Source organism: Yinghuangia sp. YIM S10712 (genome assembly GCF_051388935.1).
GTDB lineage: Bacteria > Actinomycetota > Actinomycetes > Streptomycetales > Streptomycetaceae > Yinghuangia.
Window position 1 is genome coordinate 1 of the sequence record NZ_JBPKBI010000035.1, and the last position, 14,837, is coordinate 14,837.

Consider the following 14,837-nt stretch of genomic DNA (forward strand, 5'->3'; position numbering starts at 1 on the left):
ACCTCGCCCGCCAAACCATCATCCGACCACCAGCCCTACAGACCGCTTGACGATCTATAGGAGCTTCCATCCCCGCCCCCGGGTCCCGTGGTACGCCCCGGCCGCCCCGTCGCGTTTCGCCGGAACCAACCGCGTTCCGGAAAGCTCCTGAAGTCGTCTTCATGGGATGCAACGTTGTTTGAGTGTCGGTTGTGTGTCCCGGTTCTGAGTGGGGGCGGGGGCCCGGCGGCTGCCGTTGTCAGCGGTGTCCCGACCACTGCTGGGCGTCCGGTTCGGCGTGGGCGAAGGGGATCGGAATCGCGGTTGCGGACGCCAGGAGGTTCCGGACGGCGGTCCTGGCGACGTTGTCGTCATGGGGAGTGCCGTCGTTGCTTCCGTCGTGGACAAGGCGGCGCTTGGCGTCCGCGAACTGCCGCAGTGCCGGCAGCAGTGCTTCGGGGACCAAGCGCATGTCCGTCAGAAGCCGAACCGCATGTTTCTGTGCGGCGGTGTAATGCCCGTCCGTGATCAGCGCGTGCGCGGCGACGACGGGGAGTGTGTCCTCGGTTCGTCCGGTGATTCGCCAGATCGATGCCGCCGCGCCGACGCGCGCCCAGCCTGTTTCCCCGCCGAACCCCGCTGCCAGCGCCGGGAGAAGCGGGTTTGCTGCGGATGCGAGTTCACCGACGCGGCCGTACGTCCATGCCTTGTCGCGTCCGGCAAGCCCGCGGCGGAACACGTCGAGGGCGAGAGCCGGGTTCCCGGTCGCCCGGAAGTGCGCGGTGGCGGCGACGCACGCAAACGCGAAGTCGTCGTCTTGTGCCGCCGATGCCAGTACCGCGTAGGCGCTCTCTGCTCGGCGTCCCAACGACTTGAGCACCAGCGCCGCCGAGTGGGCGCAGGGACCCCGCTCGACGAGCCTCGCCAGTTCGTCCACAACGGTGGCGGCGATGTCGGGAAAGCGCGTGAGCGCCAGAATGAGGGCGATTTCCTGATTCGACGTCTGTTTCGGCCTTCGGCTCGGTGACCGCAGTCGTTCGGCGACAACGACCGCGACTGGCTCAGCGCGGACACCGAGCGCCTCCACAGCGGCTGTGACCGCGAGTCCGGTGCCGTATTGGTCCGAATCGTTTTCGACCAGCCGTACGACTTCGGCCACGGCCTCCCGGGACCGGCCGCGTGCGAGTGCGGTGGCGGCGGCGGACCGGATCGCCGCCTCGGGGCTTGCGGCGAAGTCGACAAGTCGGTCCTCGCAGGACCCGTCGAGTCCCGGAACGGCAGCCAGTGCGCGAGCGATCCGATACAGCTCGTTCGATCGCCGCAGGGTCTCCTGCGGATGCTCCAACGCGCGGACGTACCAAGGCAGCGCGGACGCCTCTCGATCCCGCCATTCCTCATCGATGTCCCACGCCAGCGACCAGTCCGAGCCGGCCTCGGCAGCTCGCGCGGTGGCGAACAGCGCCGCGTCGGGATCCTCGACCAGCAGATCCTCGAACGACTTGCGATCCTCGCGCCAGGAGCCTGTCCGCTCGGGCCGCGCGGCGGCGATGTACGCGTCGACGGCGTCCGAGACGAGGCTCCTCGGATAGGGGAGTGGCGTTCGCCGCAGGATCTCGCTCACCGCGGCCCAGCGCACAGCGGGCACCGGATCCGCCATCAGCTGCCGGTTGCGCCGGTCGCGGTCTTCAGCCGACGGATCGATCATCGACAACACGGTCACGACGTCAGCGCGAACCCCCGCGTCAGTCTCGGACGCAAGACGCTCCTCCAACGACGGGAACGCCGTCAGGCTGTCGGGTACGCAGGCGGCGATCAGACGCAGCAGAGCTCGCCGCACCGTCGGGTCCTTGTCATCGACGAGGCCAAGCAACCGGGGCATGAGATCGCACACCGCACGGCGGCCGGTATCGACGGCTTCCGCGTCGCCACCGCAGTCCGAATTGCCTTCCACGACACGCGCGAGCAAACGAAGCATGTCGTCCCGATGGCCGGGGCCGCGTTCCGCGAGGTCGGCCACAAATGGGACTGCATACGGCGTTGCCGAGTACACCGTGCCCTGGTGCCACACCGTCCCGAAGAGCTCGTGGACCGCTTCAGCGCGTTGTTCCTCGTTTGCGGACGCAGCCCCCCGCAGCAGCTGGGGCAGATCACCGGCAGGTCCATATGCATGGCTGAGCGTCGACCAGGCAATCGCTCCCAAGCCGTCCAGCACCGAAAACCCCCTCAACGACAGCGCTCACCGTGAGCCAGTCGAAGGTCAAGCTACACACGGCAAGCGACGCCGACGCGCGGCAGAGCTCGGGCCCGGTGGTCCGGGACGGAGCGCGATCCGGCAGCCGGGCGGGTACGGGCGGCTGCATCAGCTTGCCGTCAGCAGGGTGATCACGCTCTACGCGTCGGATGTGCTCGGCACCGGGCGCCCGGACGATCGCAGACTCCAGCACCCCTGGACGTCGACGGTTCGACGTCCGGCGCCTGTTCGAGGACGGTGGTCCGCGTTGAGCGGCCTGGTAGAGGTCGCGGACGCCCTGCCGGTCGTCGGCCGTCAGTCGCCCGTTGCCTGTCTCAACGAGAGGGTGATCCGTCTGCGTTCGAGGTCGATGCCGAGAAAGACCACGCGGACGTCGTCGTTTTCGGAGACCACTTCCTCGGGCTCGGTGACGTTGTGGTCCGCGAGTTCCGCCAGAGGCACCAGGCCCTCGATCCCTGGCGCGACGCGGACGAACGCGCCGAACGGCACCAGTTTGGTGACCTCTCCCGGCAAGGCCTCGCCCGGGGTGTGCGCGGCGGCGAATCCCCGCCACGGGTCCGGCTGCAACGCCTTGATCGACAAGCTGACCTGCTCCCAGGCGAAATCGACAGAGAGGATCTGGGCGCGGATCTCGCGGCCGATGGGGGCGACGTCGTCCAACTCGACGCGTTTCCAGGACATCTCGGGGACGCGCAGCCACCCGATGCCGCGACCGAGGTCGTCGTCCAGATCGACGTGGACGGCGATGTCGCACAGTCCGCTGGACACGACACCGGTCACGGTGTCGCCGACGCGCAGCGAGGCCAGGTAGCTGCGCAGTTCGTCGGCGCGGCTGCGGTCGGTGCGCCAGCGTGCCCGCAGCTCGCCGTCGGGGTCGGGTAGCACGGCGGATGCCAAGGGCGCGCGGTCGGCGGGCTCCAGCGGAACCAACGCGTAGCGCCGCCCGGGCTCGTCCTTCAATCGTGCGCCTGTGGGGTAGTCGGCGACCCGCTCCTCGTGGAACCCGCCGGGCCACTGCTCGACCAGGAGTTGGAGCCGGTCCTGCCGGACGATCGCGGCGCTGACCGTACCGGCGTCCTCGGTCAGGTCCGGCCACACGGCCAGCCGTGCGCGCGGTGTCAGTCGCGCGCGCAGTTCCTCGACTTCGGTCGGCGTCGTCGGCCGGTGCCACTTGTACGCGTTGCGGATGTACTGCTCTTCGACCAGGACCCCGCCGTGCTCGTCGACGAGCTGTGCCACCTCGTGCCAGAACTCGTCGTCGGCGGGCCGTTGTTCGTCGACCTGGTCGAGCGCGGGATCGTACGGCGACTGCTCCACCCGGTCGACGTCCAGCCCCAGTGTCCGCGCGCGGGAGGCGGCCTCCTGGTGCTCGACCGCGGTCCCGATGTACACGTCGTACCGCGTTCCGACATGGATGAAGAACCCGCCGTCGCCGACCAGGCGGCACCAGGTGCCCTCGCCGAGCACCATGGCGCGCACAAGTCCCATGGTGGTGCCGAGGTGGATGGTCGCGCCGTCGTGGTAGCCGGACAAGTCGTACGGGAACAGCCCGTCCAGTCCGTGGTGGCCGCGGCCGCTTCGCACGGAGTAGGAGAAGAACCCGTTCTTCACGGGGTTGTCGATGGTCAGGTGGGTGAGTCCGGCGTCGAGCGCGAACCCGATGGCCGCTGCCGCCCACATATTGGCCGCGCTTTCACGGGTGTTGTACGCGAGGGTGGTCCGGCCGTCGCCCCCTTCCGCGTCTGCGGCGACGGCACGCAGCCGGTACGCGAAGGGCGCCATGTCAGCGCCCGGCGCGGCTCGAAGTCGCCCCGAGGGCCGGTCGCGGGTGGACAAGAGACAAGATCATCCCCGACACCGTAGCGATGTCCCGCACTTTGCGGAAGGCCACCGCGGAGCGGCACGCCAGTGTGGATGGGGGAGTAGGGCCCGGAGTGATGTGTCTGGAGGTCCACCGCCTCCTGATCCGGCACCCGCAGGCGCAACCGGCTCGTCCCCGCGCTCAAGCATGCGATGGCCGTCGCCTGGAACAGGCCGCCCGCCACCCTCGACTCGCCTGTCGGCTCCTGACCTTCGTGTGCTCCATCATCCGACTGAAGGATAAAAATAGGAGTAAATCCATGGTATATTCGAGAGTGGAGGTGGGTGATGTCCACGGATAAGGACGAGCTGTTCGCGGCGGTGGACGCGCTGTTGGCAGGTGAGCCGGAGTTGCCGCCGCCGTCGGAACGGGCCCGGCTGCGGGAAGCCGCAGGCGTGACACAGGCCCGTCTGGCGCAGGCGTTGAAGTCGACGACGCAGACGGTGAAGAACTGGGAGGCCGGCCGGGCAGAGCCGAGGCCGCCGCGACGGGAGGCGTATCTGCGGCTGCTGGACGGCTGGGCCGCCCGCTACCCCGCCCCCGACCAGCCCCCGCCCGGGTCGCCGACCGGTCCTCAGCGGCCCACCGGCGAACCGGGCGCGGGTGCCTCGGCAGCGCCGCCGACCGCGCCTGTCTCCCCGGCGCAGCTTCAGCCCGCCCCCGCCCCCGTCGTTGCCGCGCCACCCCCCGCCCCGGCGCCGACCGCGCGGCCGGGAGCGGCCCCACCGTCGACGACGCGTCGGCCGGCCGCCCGCAAAGCCGCGCCGTCTCGGACAGCTGCCCCAGCCGACGACCGGTTCCCGCACGGCCCGCTCGCGGTCCTGGACGGCGACGGAAGGGCGTACTGCCCCGGCGGCGTCGTGCTGGACTGCCCGGCGACCACGGTCCCGGAGTTGGTGGAGTGGACGCTCGCCGAGTCCGGGATCGGCGCGGCGCGGCTGCACCGGCACGGTCGCGACTCCGACCCGCTGATCGTCCTCACCGAGGCCGCCGCGGTCCGCCTCGGTCTCCCCGCCCGCTTGGAGGGCGCCGAGGCCCGCCGGTCGCTGCGGCTGCCGGACGACCACCCCGTGGTCAAGCAGATCGGCAAGGCGAAGTGGAAGCTGACCAAGCGCGGGTTCGGCCCGTGGGCGAGGGTCTACCGCCCCGCGCAGGGCTCCCAACGCGCCTGCGTGCAGCTGGCGTTGCCGTCGTGGGACGCGTTCGACTCCCGCGCGTGGGGCGGCGCCGGCAACCTGCCCGCCCCGGAACTCGCCCGCGTGCTGGGCACCTACGCCGACCGGGTCCTGACTCCGCGCGGGTCGACGGCGGTATGCGGCCTGGAGTTGATGTCCGCGCTGCGCCCCCCGACCCGCGCCGCGAAGAACGACGCTGGGGAATGGGTGTCCGCGACCAACCCCGGCGCGCTGACCGCCCCGGTCGACCCGGCCCCGCCGGAAGCGCCCACCGAACACCCCGTCGCGCAGGGCTGGACCGGCGGGAGCATCGACGAGGAGGCGTACCAGTGGGTGCGCGACCCACAGCTCCTGGACGACGACGAGTGCCTGTCGCCGTACGCGGTCGGTATCGACATCAACACCGCGTTCCTCGCGGCCGCGTCCCGCTTGGTCGTCGGCCTGAGCGAACCGGTCCACCTCGTGGCGCCGCCCTTCGACAAGAAGCTGCCGGGCTGTTGGCTGGTCGACCTGTCCGGCATCGACCTGGACCCGCGTCTGCCGTCGCCGTTCACGCCGACCGGGAAACGCCCGGACGGCCCGGCTTGGCATGCCACCCCCACGGTCGCCTACGCCGAGGAACTCGGCGCCCGCCTGCGGCCGCTGGAGGCGTACGTCCGCCGCGAGACCGGCGCGTACCTGGACCCGTGGCACGACCGCCTCAAGCAGGCCTACCTGGCGACCATGGTCGGCCTGGGTGTCCCGGTCCCCAAGGACAGCAAGGACATCGTCGACGAACGCGACTTCCTCGCCGCGATGGAGCACCACAAGCAGACCGACCCCGGGATGGCCTGCGTGCTGTCCGCGATCAAGGCCACCGTCAAAGGCGGCATCGGCAAGCTCCGCGAACGGCCTCAAGGCCGGCACTACCGCGACGGGGAGCGCTGGCCCGCCCTGGCCCGCCCCACCTGGCGCCCCGACATCCGCGCGATGGTGATCGCCAAGGCCCGTGTCAACATGCACCGCAAGATGGCCAAGACCGCCGCCCTCACCGGCCGTTACCCCCTCGCGGCGCTGTCCGACTGCGCCGTGTACGCCAGCCCGACGCCCAGCCCGCTCGGGTTCCTGCCGCTGACCGACGACGGCCACGTGGTGCCCGGAAGCTTCCGCCTCGGTGCCGGCCCCGGCCTGGCCAAGCTGGAGGGCGTCCAGCCGATGCTCACCGCCATCGACTGGATGGAACAGGGCCTCAACCCCGCCCGCCACATCAAGGGCGGCGACGCCGTCGCGGAAGGAGAGTGACCCGTGGGCGACATCGACGAAGCCCTCGACCGCGCCGGATACGAGCACGTCACCAAACCACCGCCCAAGACCCCGATCGCCCGAATCCGGCTGCTCATGCGCGCCGAGAAGGGCAGCACGAAGGCCGTGGCCGACCGTCTGGGCGTCTCCCGCCGCACGGTCGAGCGCTACCTCGCCGGCACCCGCAAACACCCCCGCAAGCCCCTCGCGGAAGCCCTGGATCGCGAAGTCCGCAAGGTCTGGCAGCCCCGGGTCCGCGCCCTGGCCCGCAAACGCGCCGCCACCACCGGCGGGATCACGGTGGAGACCCGCGCTCGGTTCGGCTACACCGCACCGATCGGCACCACCGACGACCCGCGAATGCGGCGCCTGACCGTCCATCTCCCGCCGCAGTACGCCGGACAGCTCTTCACCGCCCAGCAGCAGGGCGCCGACGACCGGCGGCTTCGGGAGATCGTCGCCGAAGGGCTCCAGGAGGCCTACTTCAAAGAAGGCGGCGTCCGCGCCCACAACCTCGAAGTCGAGATCACCGACATCGACTACATCGACCTGTCCTTTTGACCGCTGCCGCTGCAAGGCGGCGCGACCCACGGTTGCGGCTGGAGGCGACCAACGACGACCGGGACGTTGGACACGACCACCCCTGTCCCACCCTCAGCCGTGGCACGGTGATCCGGAGAACTCATCGGCCACTTCCTGCCCGCCGGGCTGCCCGGCACATCCGGGTCGGTGCCGACAACCGGATTCACCAGGACGGGCAGGACGTGGGCCGTCAGCATTCCCGCGCTCCCCGGCGGTCTCACGGGGCACGCCCGGGGGCCGTAGCTGGGGCGAAGCGCAGGACAACGCGTTCGCGCGTGCGGCCGTCGACGCGCGGATGGCCCTCACGTACGCCGAACAAGCCGTTCGCGACGCGGTCCGCCACGCGGCGCGCACCCTCACCGACCAAGGCCGGAACAACCGCGACCCGGGAACGGCCCTGCGCCTGTCCCACCAGCGGATGTCTCAGCTCGCGCCCCGAACGGCTCCTTAACCCCGCCTCGGGCCGGGTACGCCGCGCCCGCAGAACCGCCATCACGCCGTTGCCGTCCCACCACGGCGGGAGCAGTCATCATGGAACGCCACAAGATCCGGACCCTCGCTGAGGCCGGGGTCCCGCTGGCGCGCGTGCGGGAGCTGCTGCAGGCCAACGAGGAGGAGTTCGCCGCAGCAGTCGCAGATATCGACAAGCGGTTGCGGGCGGAGATCCGGGAGCGGCAGCGACACCGGTGTTGACGCAATGTTGAGCATTACAGGCCGTGGCCGGCGGTGTTCATCGGGCGTTCATGCCGCACTTGCCGGGGCTCGAAACGATCGCCTCCTCTGATGCGGAGGTGCGCGTGAATACGCGGAGAACGACTGGCCGTACGGCCGTGATCATGTCCGTCGTGGTGGCTTTGTTGCTCGGTCTGATACCCACGGCGTCGGCGACGCGAACGACAGCGGCGGGGCCGCGCCTGGCCGCGCTTGGTGGTTCGGTGGGAGAGTTCTCCACGGCGGTGGCCGGGGACGAGTCGGTCACCTTGAATCTGGATGTCTCCGACTTCGACCCGGACCGGATGCGCCAGGTTCTCGACGAGACCCAGAACCGCAACCCGCTCCTCAGCGACACCTTCCGCGAGGACTTCGAGGCCAGTGGCACATCGGGGGGCGGTGCCGGCACCGGCAGCTGGATCGACTTCGACGGGCAACTGTCGATGACGGACACCGGGATCGCGGTACGCGTCGACGGTGGTGAGCCGCTGACGAACGCCTCGTGGTGGGCCGACATCCTGGCCACGGCCGCGGGGGCGCTGACCGGGCTGGTGGTGCGGGCCGGCTGCATCGGCTTCTTTCCCGAGGCGGCCGTCATGTGTGTCTCCATCGGCGGCTTCGTCGGCGGGCTGACGCGGGGAATGATCATCCAGGCGATCGACGGCACGCTCAAGGACGGCGAGGCGTGGGCCAAGACGCTCGCCGGTGCGCTCATCACGGCCGCCGGCGGAGCCGCCTGGGAGGCCGGGGTCAAGGACTGGGCCAAGGAGGTGCTGCCTGCTCACATCGAACGTCTGGGGGCGGCGCTCGTCCGGCTGGGTGAGAAGCTGGCCGCCGGGTGGGGCGTTTTCAAGGAGGGCTGCACAGCGGCGGGCCAGTTCCTGGCGGAGGTCGGCAGGCACCTCGCCGACGCGGTCTCCCGGGTCCGGATCCCGGTCGCACTGCGGGTGATGCCGCTCGGAGACTCCATCACGTACGGAGTGGAGAGTTCCGACGGGAACGGCTACCGCGACGAGTTGTACGACTACCTTCAGGGCAGTGCGCCCAGCGTCAATTTTGTTGGATCGGTGCAGTCCGGCTCGATGGGTGATCGCGACCACGAGGGTCATCCGGGCGACCGCATCGACGAGATCGCGGGCTTCGCATCCTGCAGCGTGCCTCGCTACCAGCCGAACTTGATCACCCTGCACGCGGGCACCAACGACATGAACCAGGACTACAACCTCGCCACCGCGCCCGACCGGCTGGGGAAGCTGGTGAACCAGGCGCTCGCGGACTCACCGCATGCCACGGTGCTGGTCGCCCAGCTCATCCCGACCGGCAAGGCCGGGCTGCAGCCGCGCATCGACGCCTACAACGCAGCGCTGCCGGGCATGGTGGACGGCCTGCAACGCGAGGGCAAGCGCGTCCTGTTGGTGGCCATGGCGCGGGTGGAGGTCAGTGACGGGCTGCAGGACGACGCCCACCCGACGGACGCCGGCTACGCGAAGATGGCCGACGCCTGGTACGACTCCGTGCAGGAAGCGAACGCCATGGGCTGGCTTCAGACGCCGCTGTTGGAGAGGGCACCTGTCGACTGCGACCCCGCGAACTCGGGCATCGGCTCCGACGACCCCGGGGACTCCGGGATGGAGTCCGATGGAACGGCTCTCGGCGAGGGTTGGCGCGCGCTGGGCGTGATCGCTCCCGGCTACGGCACCCGGGAGGGCCGCACCGTCATCACCGAGCTCAACGGCGACCAGCGGGCCGACTACCTCCAGGTCCGTGACGACGGCGGCTTCCGCGCCTCGGTGAACACCGTCGGCACACCCGGCCAACCCGACTGGGTGGACGCGGGCACCTACAAGCCGGCGGACGGCGTCCACGGCGACGAGGTGCGGTTCGCCGACCTCAACGGGGACGGACGTGACGACTACCTCGTGGTCGACTCCTCCAGCAAGGTGCGCGCGTACATCAACTTCCCCGGAACAGGCAACACCCTGAGATTCGTCGAGTGGGGGACGGTCTTCGACGAGGAGTCGTTCAGCCGGAACAACCTCCGCTTCGCGGACGTCACCGGCGACGGACGCGACGACGTCCTGCGGGTCGGCGCGGAGGGTGCGGTCCACGTGTACCGGAACCTGTGGGACCCCACCAGCGGGCAAGTCAGTGACCAGCCGAATCCCCCGGACTGGTCGCTGTGGCTCTACTGGGCCGGCGGAACCCGCGGCTCGTCGCTGGAAGCCGTCAGGTTCGCCGACGGCGACGGCGACGGCCGGGCCGACTACCTGCAGGTCGGCTTCGACGGCTCGGTGCACGCCTTCCTCAACCGCGGCGGCGGAGGCAACGGCAGCTTCGAGGCCCGCTACAACTGGGTCAACGCGGCCAACTACCCACGCCCGTACGTCCAGTTCGCCGACATCAGTGGCGACGGCAAAGCCGACTACCTCGTCGTCTACGACGGCGGCGCAGTCCGCGCCTGGCTGAACCGCGGCGGCAACTAGCCAGACAAATCCACGAAGATCTCGTCGACGGGGCGCACGGCCGGATGCCGGCGCCCCGTCCGGTTACGCGAATATGGGGGTGAGGGCCCAGGCGGGGCCGGTGTCGACCGACTGAGCGCGCGAAGCCCCGGAGTATTTCCGCGACTTGCCGGAGTCGGGTGGCGGGACGGTGACCACGCGTGGCCGGGCCGTACGAAATCGCGCCGCGTGCCGTCGATGAAGAACGCGGGCGTCGGCACGCGGTCGCGGGCTTCGAGCTGAACTCCTCCGGCGGGCCGTAGTCGTGCTCGATCACGTAGTGGATGATCAGGTTCGGGGCGGCGAACATCCGTCGCGGCGCCTGCGGAACAGATACGCGGATTCGGCGCTGCCGAGGAACAACGACCGGTCGCCGTGGACGGTGTGCGGGAGCCCGTCACGCAGAAGGCCCGGGGCCGGGCAGAACTCGCAGCAGTGGAACCCGCGGGTGCCGTTGGCATGGCCGCCCGGGCCGTCGTGGACGCGGATCAAAGCCTCCACGAACCCGGTCGGCCCCGCTGCGCGCCGGAAATCCCGGTCCCGGGCCAGCCAGCCGACCACGACGCGGTGATAGCGCGGCAGGAAGACCACGTTCCCTCAGGCCAGTTGCTGGGGACACACACGCGCGGAGTCGCTCGCCACCCCCTGAAGCCTGGGAACCGGTTCTGGCCGTTGCCTGTGCTGAGATCCTGGAACCCACAGCATCAGGCCTGCTCGGTTGCGTGAGCGGCCCGCCGGCATGGCGTCGCGGGCCGCGGGCTCGTGGGGGGACGCGTATCAGCGTGCGCGGATGCCGGTGATCTCCACGTCGGGGGAGGCCGCCGCCTGGTCCGCGAGGACCTGTTGCTCCACCGGGTCGATGGTGAGGCCCCAACGCAGTTTCGTGGCAATCCAGTTCGTCGTGTACTCGCACGCGTACGCCTGGTGCGGGGGCATCCATTCGGCCGGGTCCTTGTCCGCCTTCGGCCAAAGCGCGCAAGTTCCTGAATTCTTGGGCTTGTTTGCTGAGGATCCCGTCAACCGGTGGCCGTTGCGGGCGGGGTGCGGGCCGGGGTCGCCGACTGGCGATGCGGGTGTGGTGGGAGAGCGGCAACGTTTGGGCGACCGTATGCAGTGGCGGCCGTGGAGACGGCTCACTCGTCGAGTCGGCGCTTCCACCATGGGTAAGTGGGCGGTGAGAAGGGATCGTGCTGGGTCCGCGCCACGAAGTTGTCGTCCAGGTGCGCGACTGCTGCGAGGAGTTCGCGGCGCGCCCGGCGTTTCATGGCTGAGGCCGCGCAGCGTTCGCGCGTGTCTGTCCCTTCCACACGGGAGTCCCGCGGTCACGGCGACCACGGCTGCGGCCGGCCCGTGGACGCCGTACGCCGTCGCCACCATCGCCGGCCCTGAGCGCCTTGCGCCGCCCGGTCAGCAGCAGCGCGAGTATCTGCAGTCCTAAACCGATGTCGCGCATGCTTTGACCGCCAGGAACCCCTCCCCCTGTTCGTGTGCCAGGTCGGCAGCGCGAATCCTGCGGCCGTCGCCTGGGGCGCGAGCAAGTAGCTGATCCCGGTGTAGACGAGGAACAGGCCGCCGAGGACGGCGAGAACGGTGGCGAGGCGCTTCATCGTCATGACGGGGCTCGTGAGTGTCGTACGACAAGGCAAAACGGAATGACGGCGGGCTTCTCATCGCCCCGCGAGGCATCGCAACCGCATCACGGACAAGTTTCGGCGTAGTCCCGACGTCCTGATGACCGGCCTGCTGCAGCTCGCCGGTTTCGGCGATGCCCGCCACTGGCGTGGTCGTGCCGGGGGTCGGCTGCACAGCAGGCACCGGCCCCCGGCGTCCCAGGCTCCGGCGGGCAGGTGCCGGTGATCGCGGTCGGCGGCGCACTGGGCGCCGGGCTGGTCAGGGGCGGATGATGTAACGGCCGCGCAGGCCGCTCTTGGCTGTGGCCCGGTGGGCGTCGGCGACCTGGTCCAAGGGGACGACCGCGTAGACGCGGGCCGGCAATTCACCCGCGGCAACGCGGGCGAGGAGATCGGTCAGTCGCACGCCGTCAAAGGCGGTGACCACGGAGGTGACCGAGATCCCGCGCTCGGCGGGAGGTTCGAGGCCGGGCCGCAGGCCGACGTAGGCGCCGCCGTCGCGGACCAGCTTGAGAGCCTGGTCATTGAGCTGTGCGGGGTCGACGACTGCGTCCCATTCAGGCTCGGCGTGTGCGGTGAAGTCGGCGTCGAGGCCGCTGAGGAACTCTTCGTCGCCGTCGCGGGCAAGGCCGGTCACGTGCCAGCCGCGTTCCCGGGCGAGGACGGCGACGTTCGCCCCGACCGCCCCCGCGGCGCCGGTCACCAGCAGCCGGCCCGCCCCGGCGGGCGCGTCGCCGAGCAGGTCGACGATCTGAGCGGCGGCCAGTCCGTTGAGGGGGACCGTGGCCGCGGTCGGCAGGTCCAGCCCGTCGGGGACCGGGACGACGTCGGCCGCCGCGACCACGATCTGCTCGGCGTAGGTGCCGTAGTCGCGGTCGAACCCGGCCACCAGACCGACCACCCGGGTGCCGACCGCCAGGTCGACGCCCGGCCCGGCCGCATCCACGACGCCGGCGAACTCCCAGCCCAGACCGGTGTGTTCGGGCTGCTTGACCAGCCCGATCGCGTGGAAGAAGCCCGCCGCGACACCGAGGTCGGTGGGGTTGACCGTCGCTGCGCCAACAGCGACGCGGATCTGACCAGGGCCGGGCTCGGTAACGGGCACCTCAATGATCTCGATCGAGTCGGGACCATTCGGGACGCGGACGACGGCGGCGCGAAAAGTGGCAGCATGCATGGCCTTGCTCCTGTGCGGTGGGGTGATCGCTTCCGTGCTCCATGCTGGTTTCGTTAACCTCCTGACAAAAGAAGGCACTTGAAAGTGCGTAAGCACCCCTCGGGTGAGGAAGGAGCGATCGTTGTCGACGCGGACGGCCGCCCAGCACCGGGCCGAGGAGAAGGCAAGCTACAACGCGTTCATGGAGGGCTGCCCCAGCCGTCAGCTCCTCGACCGCATCTCCGATAAGTGGGTCGCGTTGATCCTCGCGGCGCTCGGCAGCGACGGCCCGCACCGCCCCGGAGTCGACCATGAAGACGGGCCCCGGCCGATGCGCTATTCCGAGCTATCCCGCCGACTCGCGGGCGCCAGCCAGAAGATGCTCACCCAGACCCTGCGCTCCCTGGAAGTCGACGGCCTGGTCACCCGTACCGTCACACCCACCGTGCCCGTCACCGTCACCTACGAGCTCACCGACCTCGGCCTGTCCCTGAACCATGTCATGGCCGGCCTCAAAGACTGGGCCGAAGCACACATGACCGACGTACTCGCCCACCGCGAGGAACACCAGCGCGCCGCAGCCCAACAGTAAGCCTCCTCTTCGGACCTTCAGCCCGGCTTGTCAAGGGACGGCTCTTCCAGACTTTCGTAGGCGTTGATCACCGCAACTTGCCTATGCTGTCGGCCTGTTGGTGCCAGGCTCGTGGTGTGTCGTCGTAGTGAAGGACCTGCTGCCTCAGCTGGCCGCAGTGCGGGTCGAGCGTGTGCAGGCCGATGGAGACTTGCTGCGGATCACGGCCCGGACCAGGGGTGACACCGCGGCGGCGTGCCCGGGGTGCGGGCAGGTGTCCGACTGGGGCGTTACGAGCGGCATGTCGCGAACGAGGTGGTGGCCGGCCGCGCGGTCGCGTGGAGGCGGTCTGTAAGGAGGTCGGCGCCCACAGCACCAGCTGGGCCAAAGCCGTTCCGCCCCGGCGCGAGGGCAAGCGCGCGCAGACAAACCGCGAACGGTGGCAGCAGGTCCACCAACTGCTCGATGCCGGCGTTGGTTTTGCTTGAATGCTCCCGCCGACTCGGCCTCGCCCTGAACACCGTGAAGCGCTACGCCCGCCACAGCGCACCCGAACGCACGGTCCAGACACCCCAGTACCGAACCTGCCTGGTCGACCCTACCGCGACCACCTGCGCCGGCGTCGGGTGGAGGACCCTGCCCGTCCCCCATCTCCTGTGCGAGATCGAGGAGTTGGGCTGCACCGGCAGCGCGAACCTCAGGTATTGCACGACCAGTTCGCCAGTTCCTGTTCGGAGATGACCGAACGGGCCTCCGTAGTACGTGACTTCGCCGCACTGCTCACACCGGGCAAGGCCAAGGCCAACGCCGAGACGTTGACTGGCTGGATGGCCCAAGTCCGGGCCACAGAGCTGCCGTTCCCGCATTCGTACGCCACCGGCCTCGAGCGCGGCCGTCGACGCCGCCCTGACCATGCCCTGGCACAACGGACGCACCGAAGGCGTCAACAACAAGATCAAACTGCTCGAAAGGCAAACATACGGCCGCGCGGACACCGTCTCCTACGCCAGCGCATCCTGCTCAGATGACATCCGACCGGAAAAGATCATCGCCTACGAAAATCTTGGAAGAGCCAACTACCTGATAGACACCTTGGACGTGTGAGGAAAGGGCTGTGGGGGGGGGGGGGGGGGGGGGG

At 69.9% G+C, this 14,837-nt stretch carries 12 protein-coding genes and 1 pseudogene; 7 read left to right on the forward strand and 6 right to left on the reverse strand.

Annotation, left to right across the window (positions count from 1 at the left end):
* Nucleotides 1-238 precede the first annotated feature (238 nt).
* The gene (locus ACRX5W_RS31875; protein WP_436791878.1) at nucleotides 239-1,996 is read right to left on the reverse strand and encodes a hypothetical protein; all 1,758 of its coding nucleotides are present in this window, start codon (nucleotides 1,994-1,996) and stop codon (nucleotides 239-241) included.
* A 528-nt stretch (nucleotides 1,997-2,524) separates the two neighbouring features.
* Nucleotides 2,525-4,012, reverse strand: a complete 1,488-nt coding sequence (locus tag ACRX5W_RS31880; RefSeq protein WP_436791879.1) for a S1 RNA-binding domain-containing protein — start codon at nucleotides 4,010-4,012, stop codon at nucleotides 2,525-2,527.
* A gap of 366 nt (nucleotides 4,013-4,378) precedes the next feature.
* On the opposite strand from ACRX5W_RS31880, the gene tap reads away from it, so the two are divergent.
* The 4 genes from tap (at nucleotide 4,379) to ACRX5W_RS31900 (ending at nucleotide 10,323) form a co-directional block, all read left to right on the forward strand.
* Entirely contained in the window at nucleotides 4,379-6,547 is a 2,169-nt protein-coding gene (gene tap / locus ACRX5W_RS31885) for a telomere-associated protein Tap (protein ID WP_436791880.1), read from the forward strand.
* A 3-nt stretch (nucleotides 6,548-6,550) separates the two neighbouring features.
* Entirely contained in the window at nucleotides 6,551-7,108 is a 558-nt protein-coding gene (gene tpg, locus ACRX5W_RS31890; RefSeq protein WP_436791881.1) for a telomere-protecting terminal protein Tpg, read from the forward strand.
* A 552-nt stretch (nucleotides 7,109-7,660) separates the two neighbouring features.
* Complete coding sequence (locus tag ACRX5W_RS31895) at nucleotides 7,661-7,822, forward strand: hypothetical protein (RefSeq protein ID WP_436791882.1); 162 nt, start codon at nucleotides 7,661-7,663, stop codon at nucleotides 7,820-7,822.
* Nucleotides 7,823-7,965: 143 nt separating this feature from the next.
* Nucleotides 7,966-10,323 carry an FG-GAP-like repeat-containing protein gene (locus tag ACRX5W_RS31900; RefSeq protein ID WP_436791883.1) on the forward strand — a complete coding sequence of 786 codons (2,358 nt, stop codon included), beginning with the start codon at nucleotides 7,966-7,968 and terminating at the stop codon, nucleotides 10,321-10,323.
* Between the two features lie 306 nt (nucleotides 10,324-10,629).
* Here the strand turns inward: ACRX5W_RS31900 and ACRX5W_RS31905 are convergent, their stop codons facing one another.
* The 4 genes from ACRX5W_RS31905 to ACRX5W_RS31920 all read right to left on the reverse strand — a co-directional run bounded on the left by ACRX5W_RS31905 (nucleotide 10,630) and on the right by ACRX5W_RS31920 (nucleotide 13,149).
* Complete coding sequence (locus tag ACRX5W_RS31905; protein ID WP_436791884.1) at nucleotides 10,630-10,932, reverse strand: hypothetical protein; 303 nt, start codon at nucleotides 10,930-10,932, stop codon at nucleotides 10,630-10,632.
* A gap of 186 nt (nucleotides 10,933-11,118) precedes the next feature.
* On the reverse strand, nucleotides 11,119-11,277 hold the full coding sequence (locus ACRX5W_RS31910; protein ID WP_436791885.1) for a hypothetical protein: 159 nt from the start codon (nucleotides 11,275-11,277) through the stop codon (nucleotides 11,119-11,121).
* A 197-nt stretch (nucleotides 11,278-11,474) separates the two neighbouring features.
* Complete coding sequence (locus ACRX5W_RS31915; RefSeq protein ID WP_436791886.1) at nucleotides 11,475-11,648, reverse strand: hypothetical protein; 174 nt, start codon at nucleotides 11,646-11,648, stop codon at nucleotides 11,475-11,477.
* 583 nt (nucleotides 11,649-12,231) lie between these two features.
* The gene (locus ACRX5W_RS31920) at nucleotides 12,232-13,149 is read right to left on the reverse strand and encodes an alcohol dehydrogenase catalytic domain-containing protein (protein ID WP_436791887.1); all 918 of its coding nucleotides are present in this window, start codon (nucleotides 13,147-13,149) and stop codon (nucleotides 12,232-12,234) included.
* A 121-nt stretch (nucleotides 13,150-13,270) separates the two neighbouring features.
* Between ACRX5W_RS31920 and ACRX5W_RS31925 the strand changes: the two genes are divergently transcribed.
* The 3 genes and pseudogenes from ACRX5W_RS31925 (at nucleotide 13,271) to ACRX5W_RS31935 (ending at nucleotide 14,803) form a co-directional block, all read left to right on the forward strand.
* Complete coding sequence (locus ACRX5W_RS31925; RefSeq protein WP_436791888.1) at nucleotides 13,271-13,720, forward strand: winged helix-turn-helix transcriptional regulator; 450 nt, start codon at nucleotides 13,271-13,273, stop codon at nucleotides 13,718-13,720.
* A gap of 320 nt (nucleotides 13,721-14,040) precedes the next feature.
* A pseudogene (locus tag ACRX5W_RS31930) lies at nucleotides 14,041-14,398 on the forward strand (ISL3 family transposase); the annotation flags it as partial.
* Between the two features lie 213 nt (nucleotides 14,399-14,611).
* A complete protein-coding gene (locus ACRX5W_RS31935; protein ID WP_436791889.1) occupies nucleotides 14,612-14,803 on the forward strand; it encodes a transposase in 192 nt (63 codons plus the stop codon).
* Nucleotides 14,804-14,837: the final 34 nt, after the last annotated feature.

Excerpts from the sequence above, each read along its gene's own strand:
- ACRX5W_RS31880 (WP_436791879.1), bottom strand. The coding sequence starts at position 4,012 with ATGGCGCCCTTCGCGTACCGGCTGCGTGCCGTCGCCGCAGACGCGGAA.
- ACRX5W_RS31935 (WP_436791889.1), top strand. The coding sequence starts at position 14,612 with ATGCCCTGGCACAACGGACGCACCGAAGGCGTCAACAACAAGATCAAA.
- ACRX5W_RS31895 (WP_436791882.1), top strand. The coding sequence starts at position 7,661 with ATGGAACGCCACAAGATCCGGACCCTCGCTGAGGCCGGGGTCCCGCTG.
- ACRX5W_RS31900 (WP_436791883.1), top strand. The coding sequence starts at position 7,966 with ATGTCCGTCGTGGTGGCTTTGTTGCTCGGTCTGATACCCACGGCGTCG.
- ACRX5W_RS31910 (WP_436791885.1), bottom strand. The coding sequence starts at position 11,277 with ATGCCCCCGCACCAGGCGTACGCGTGCGAGTACACGACGAACTGGATT.
- ACRX5W_RS31920 (WP_436791887.1), bottom strand. The coding sequence starts at position 13,149 with ATGCATGCTGCCACTTTTCGCGCCGCCGTCGTCCGCGTCCCGAATGGT.
- tap (WP_436791880.1), top strand. The coding sequence starts at position 4,379 with ATGTCCACGGATAAGGACGAGCTGTTCGCGGCGGTGGACGCGCTGTTG.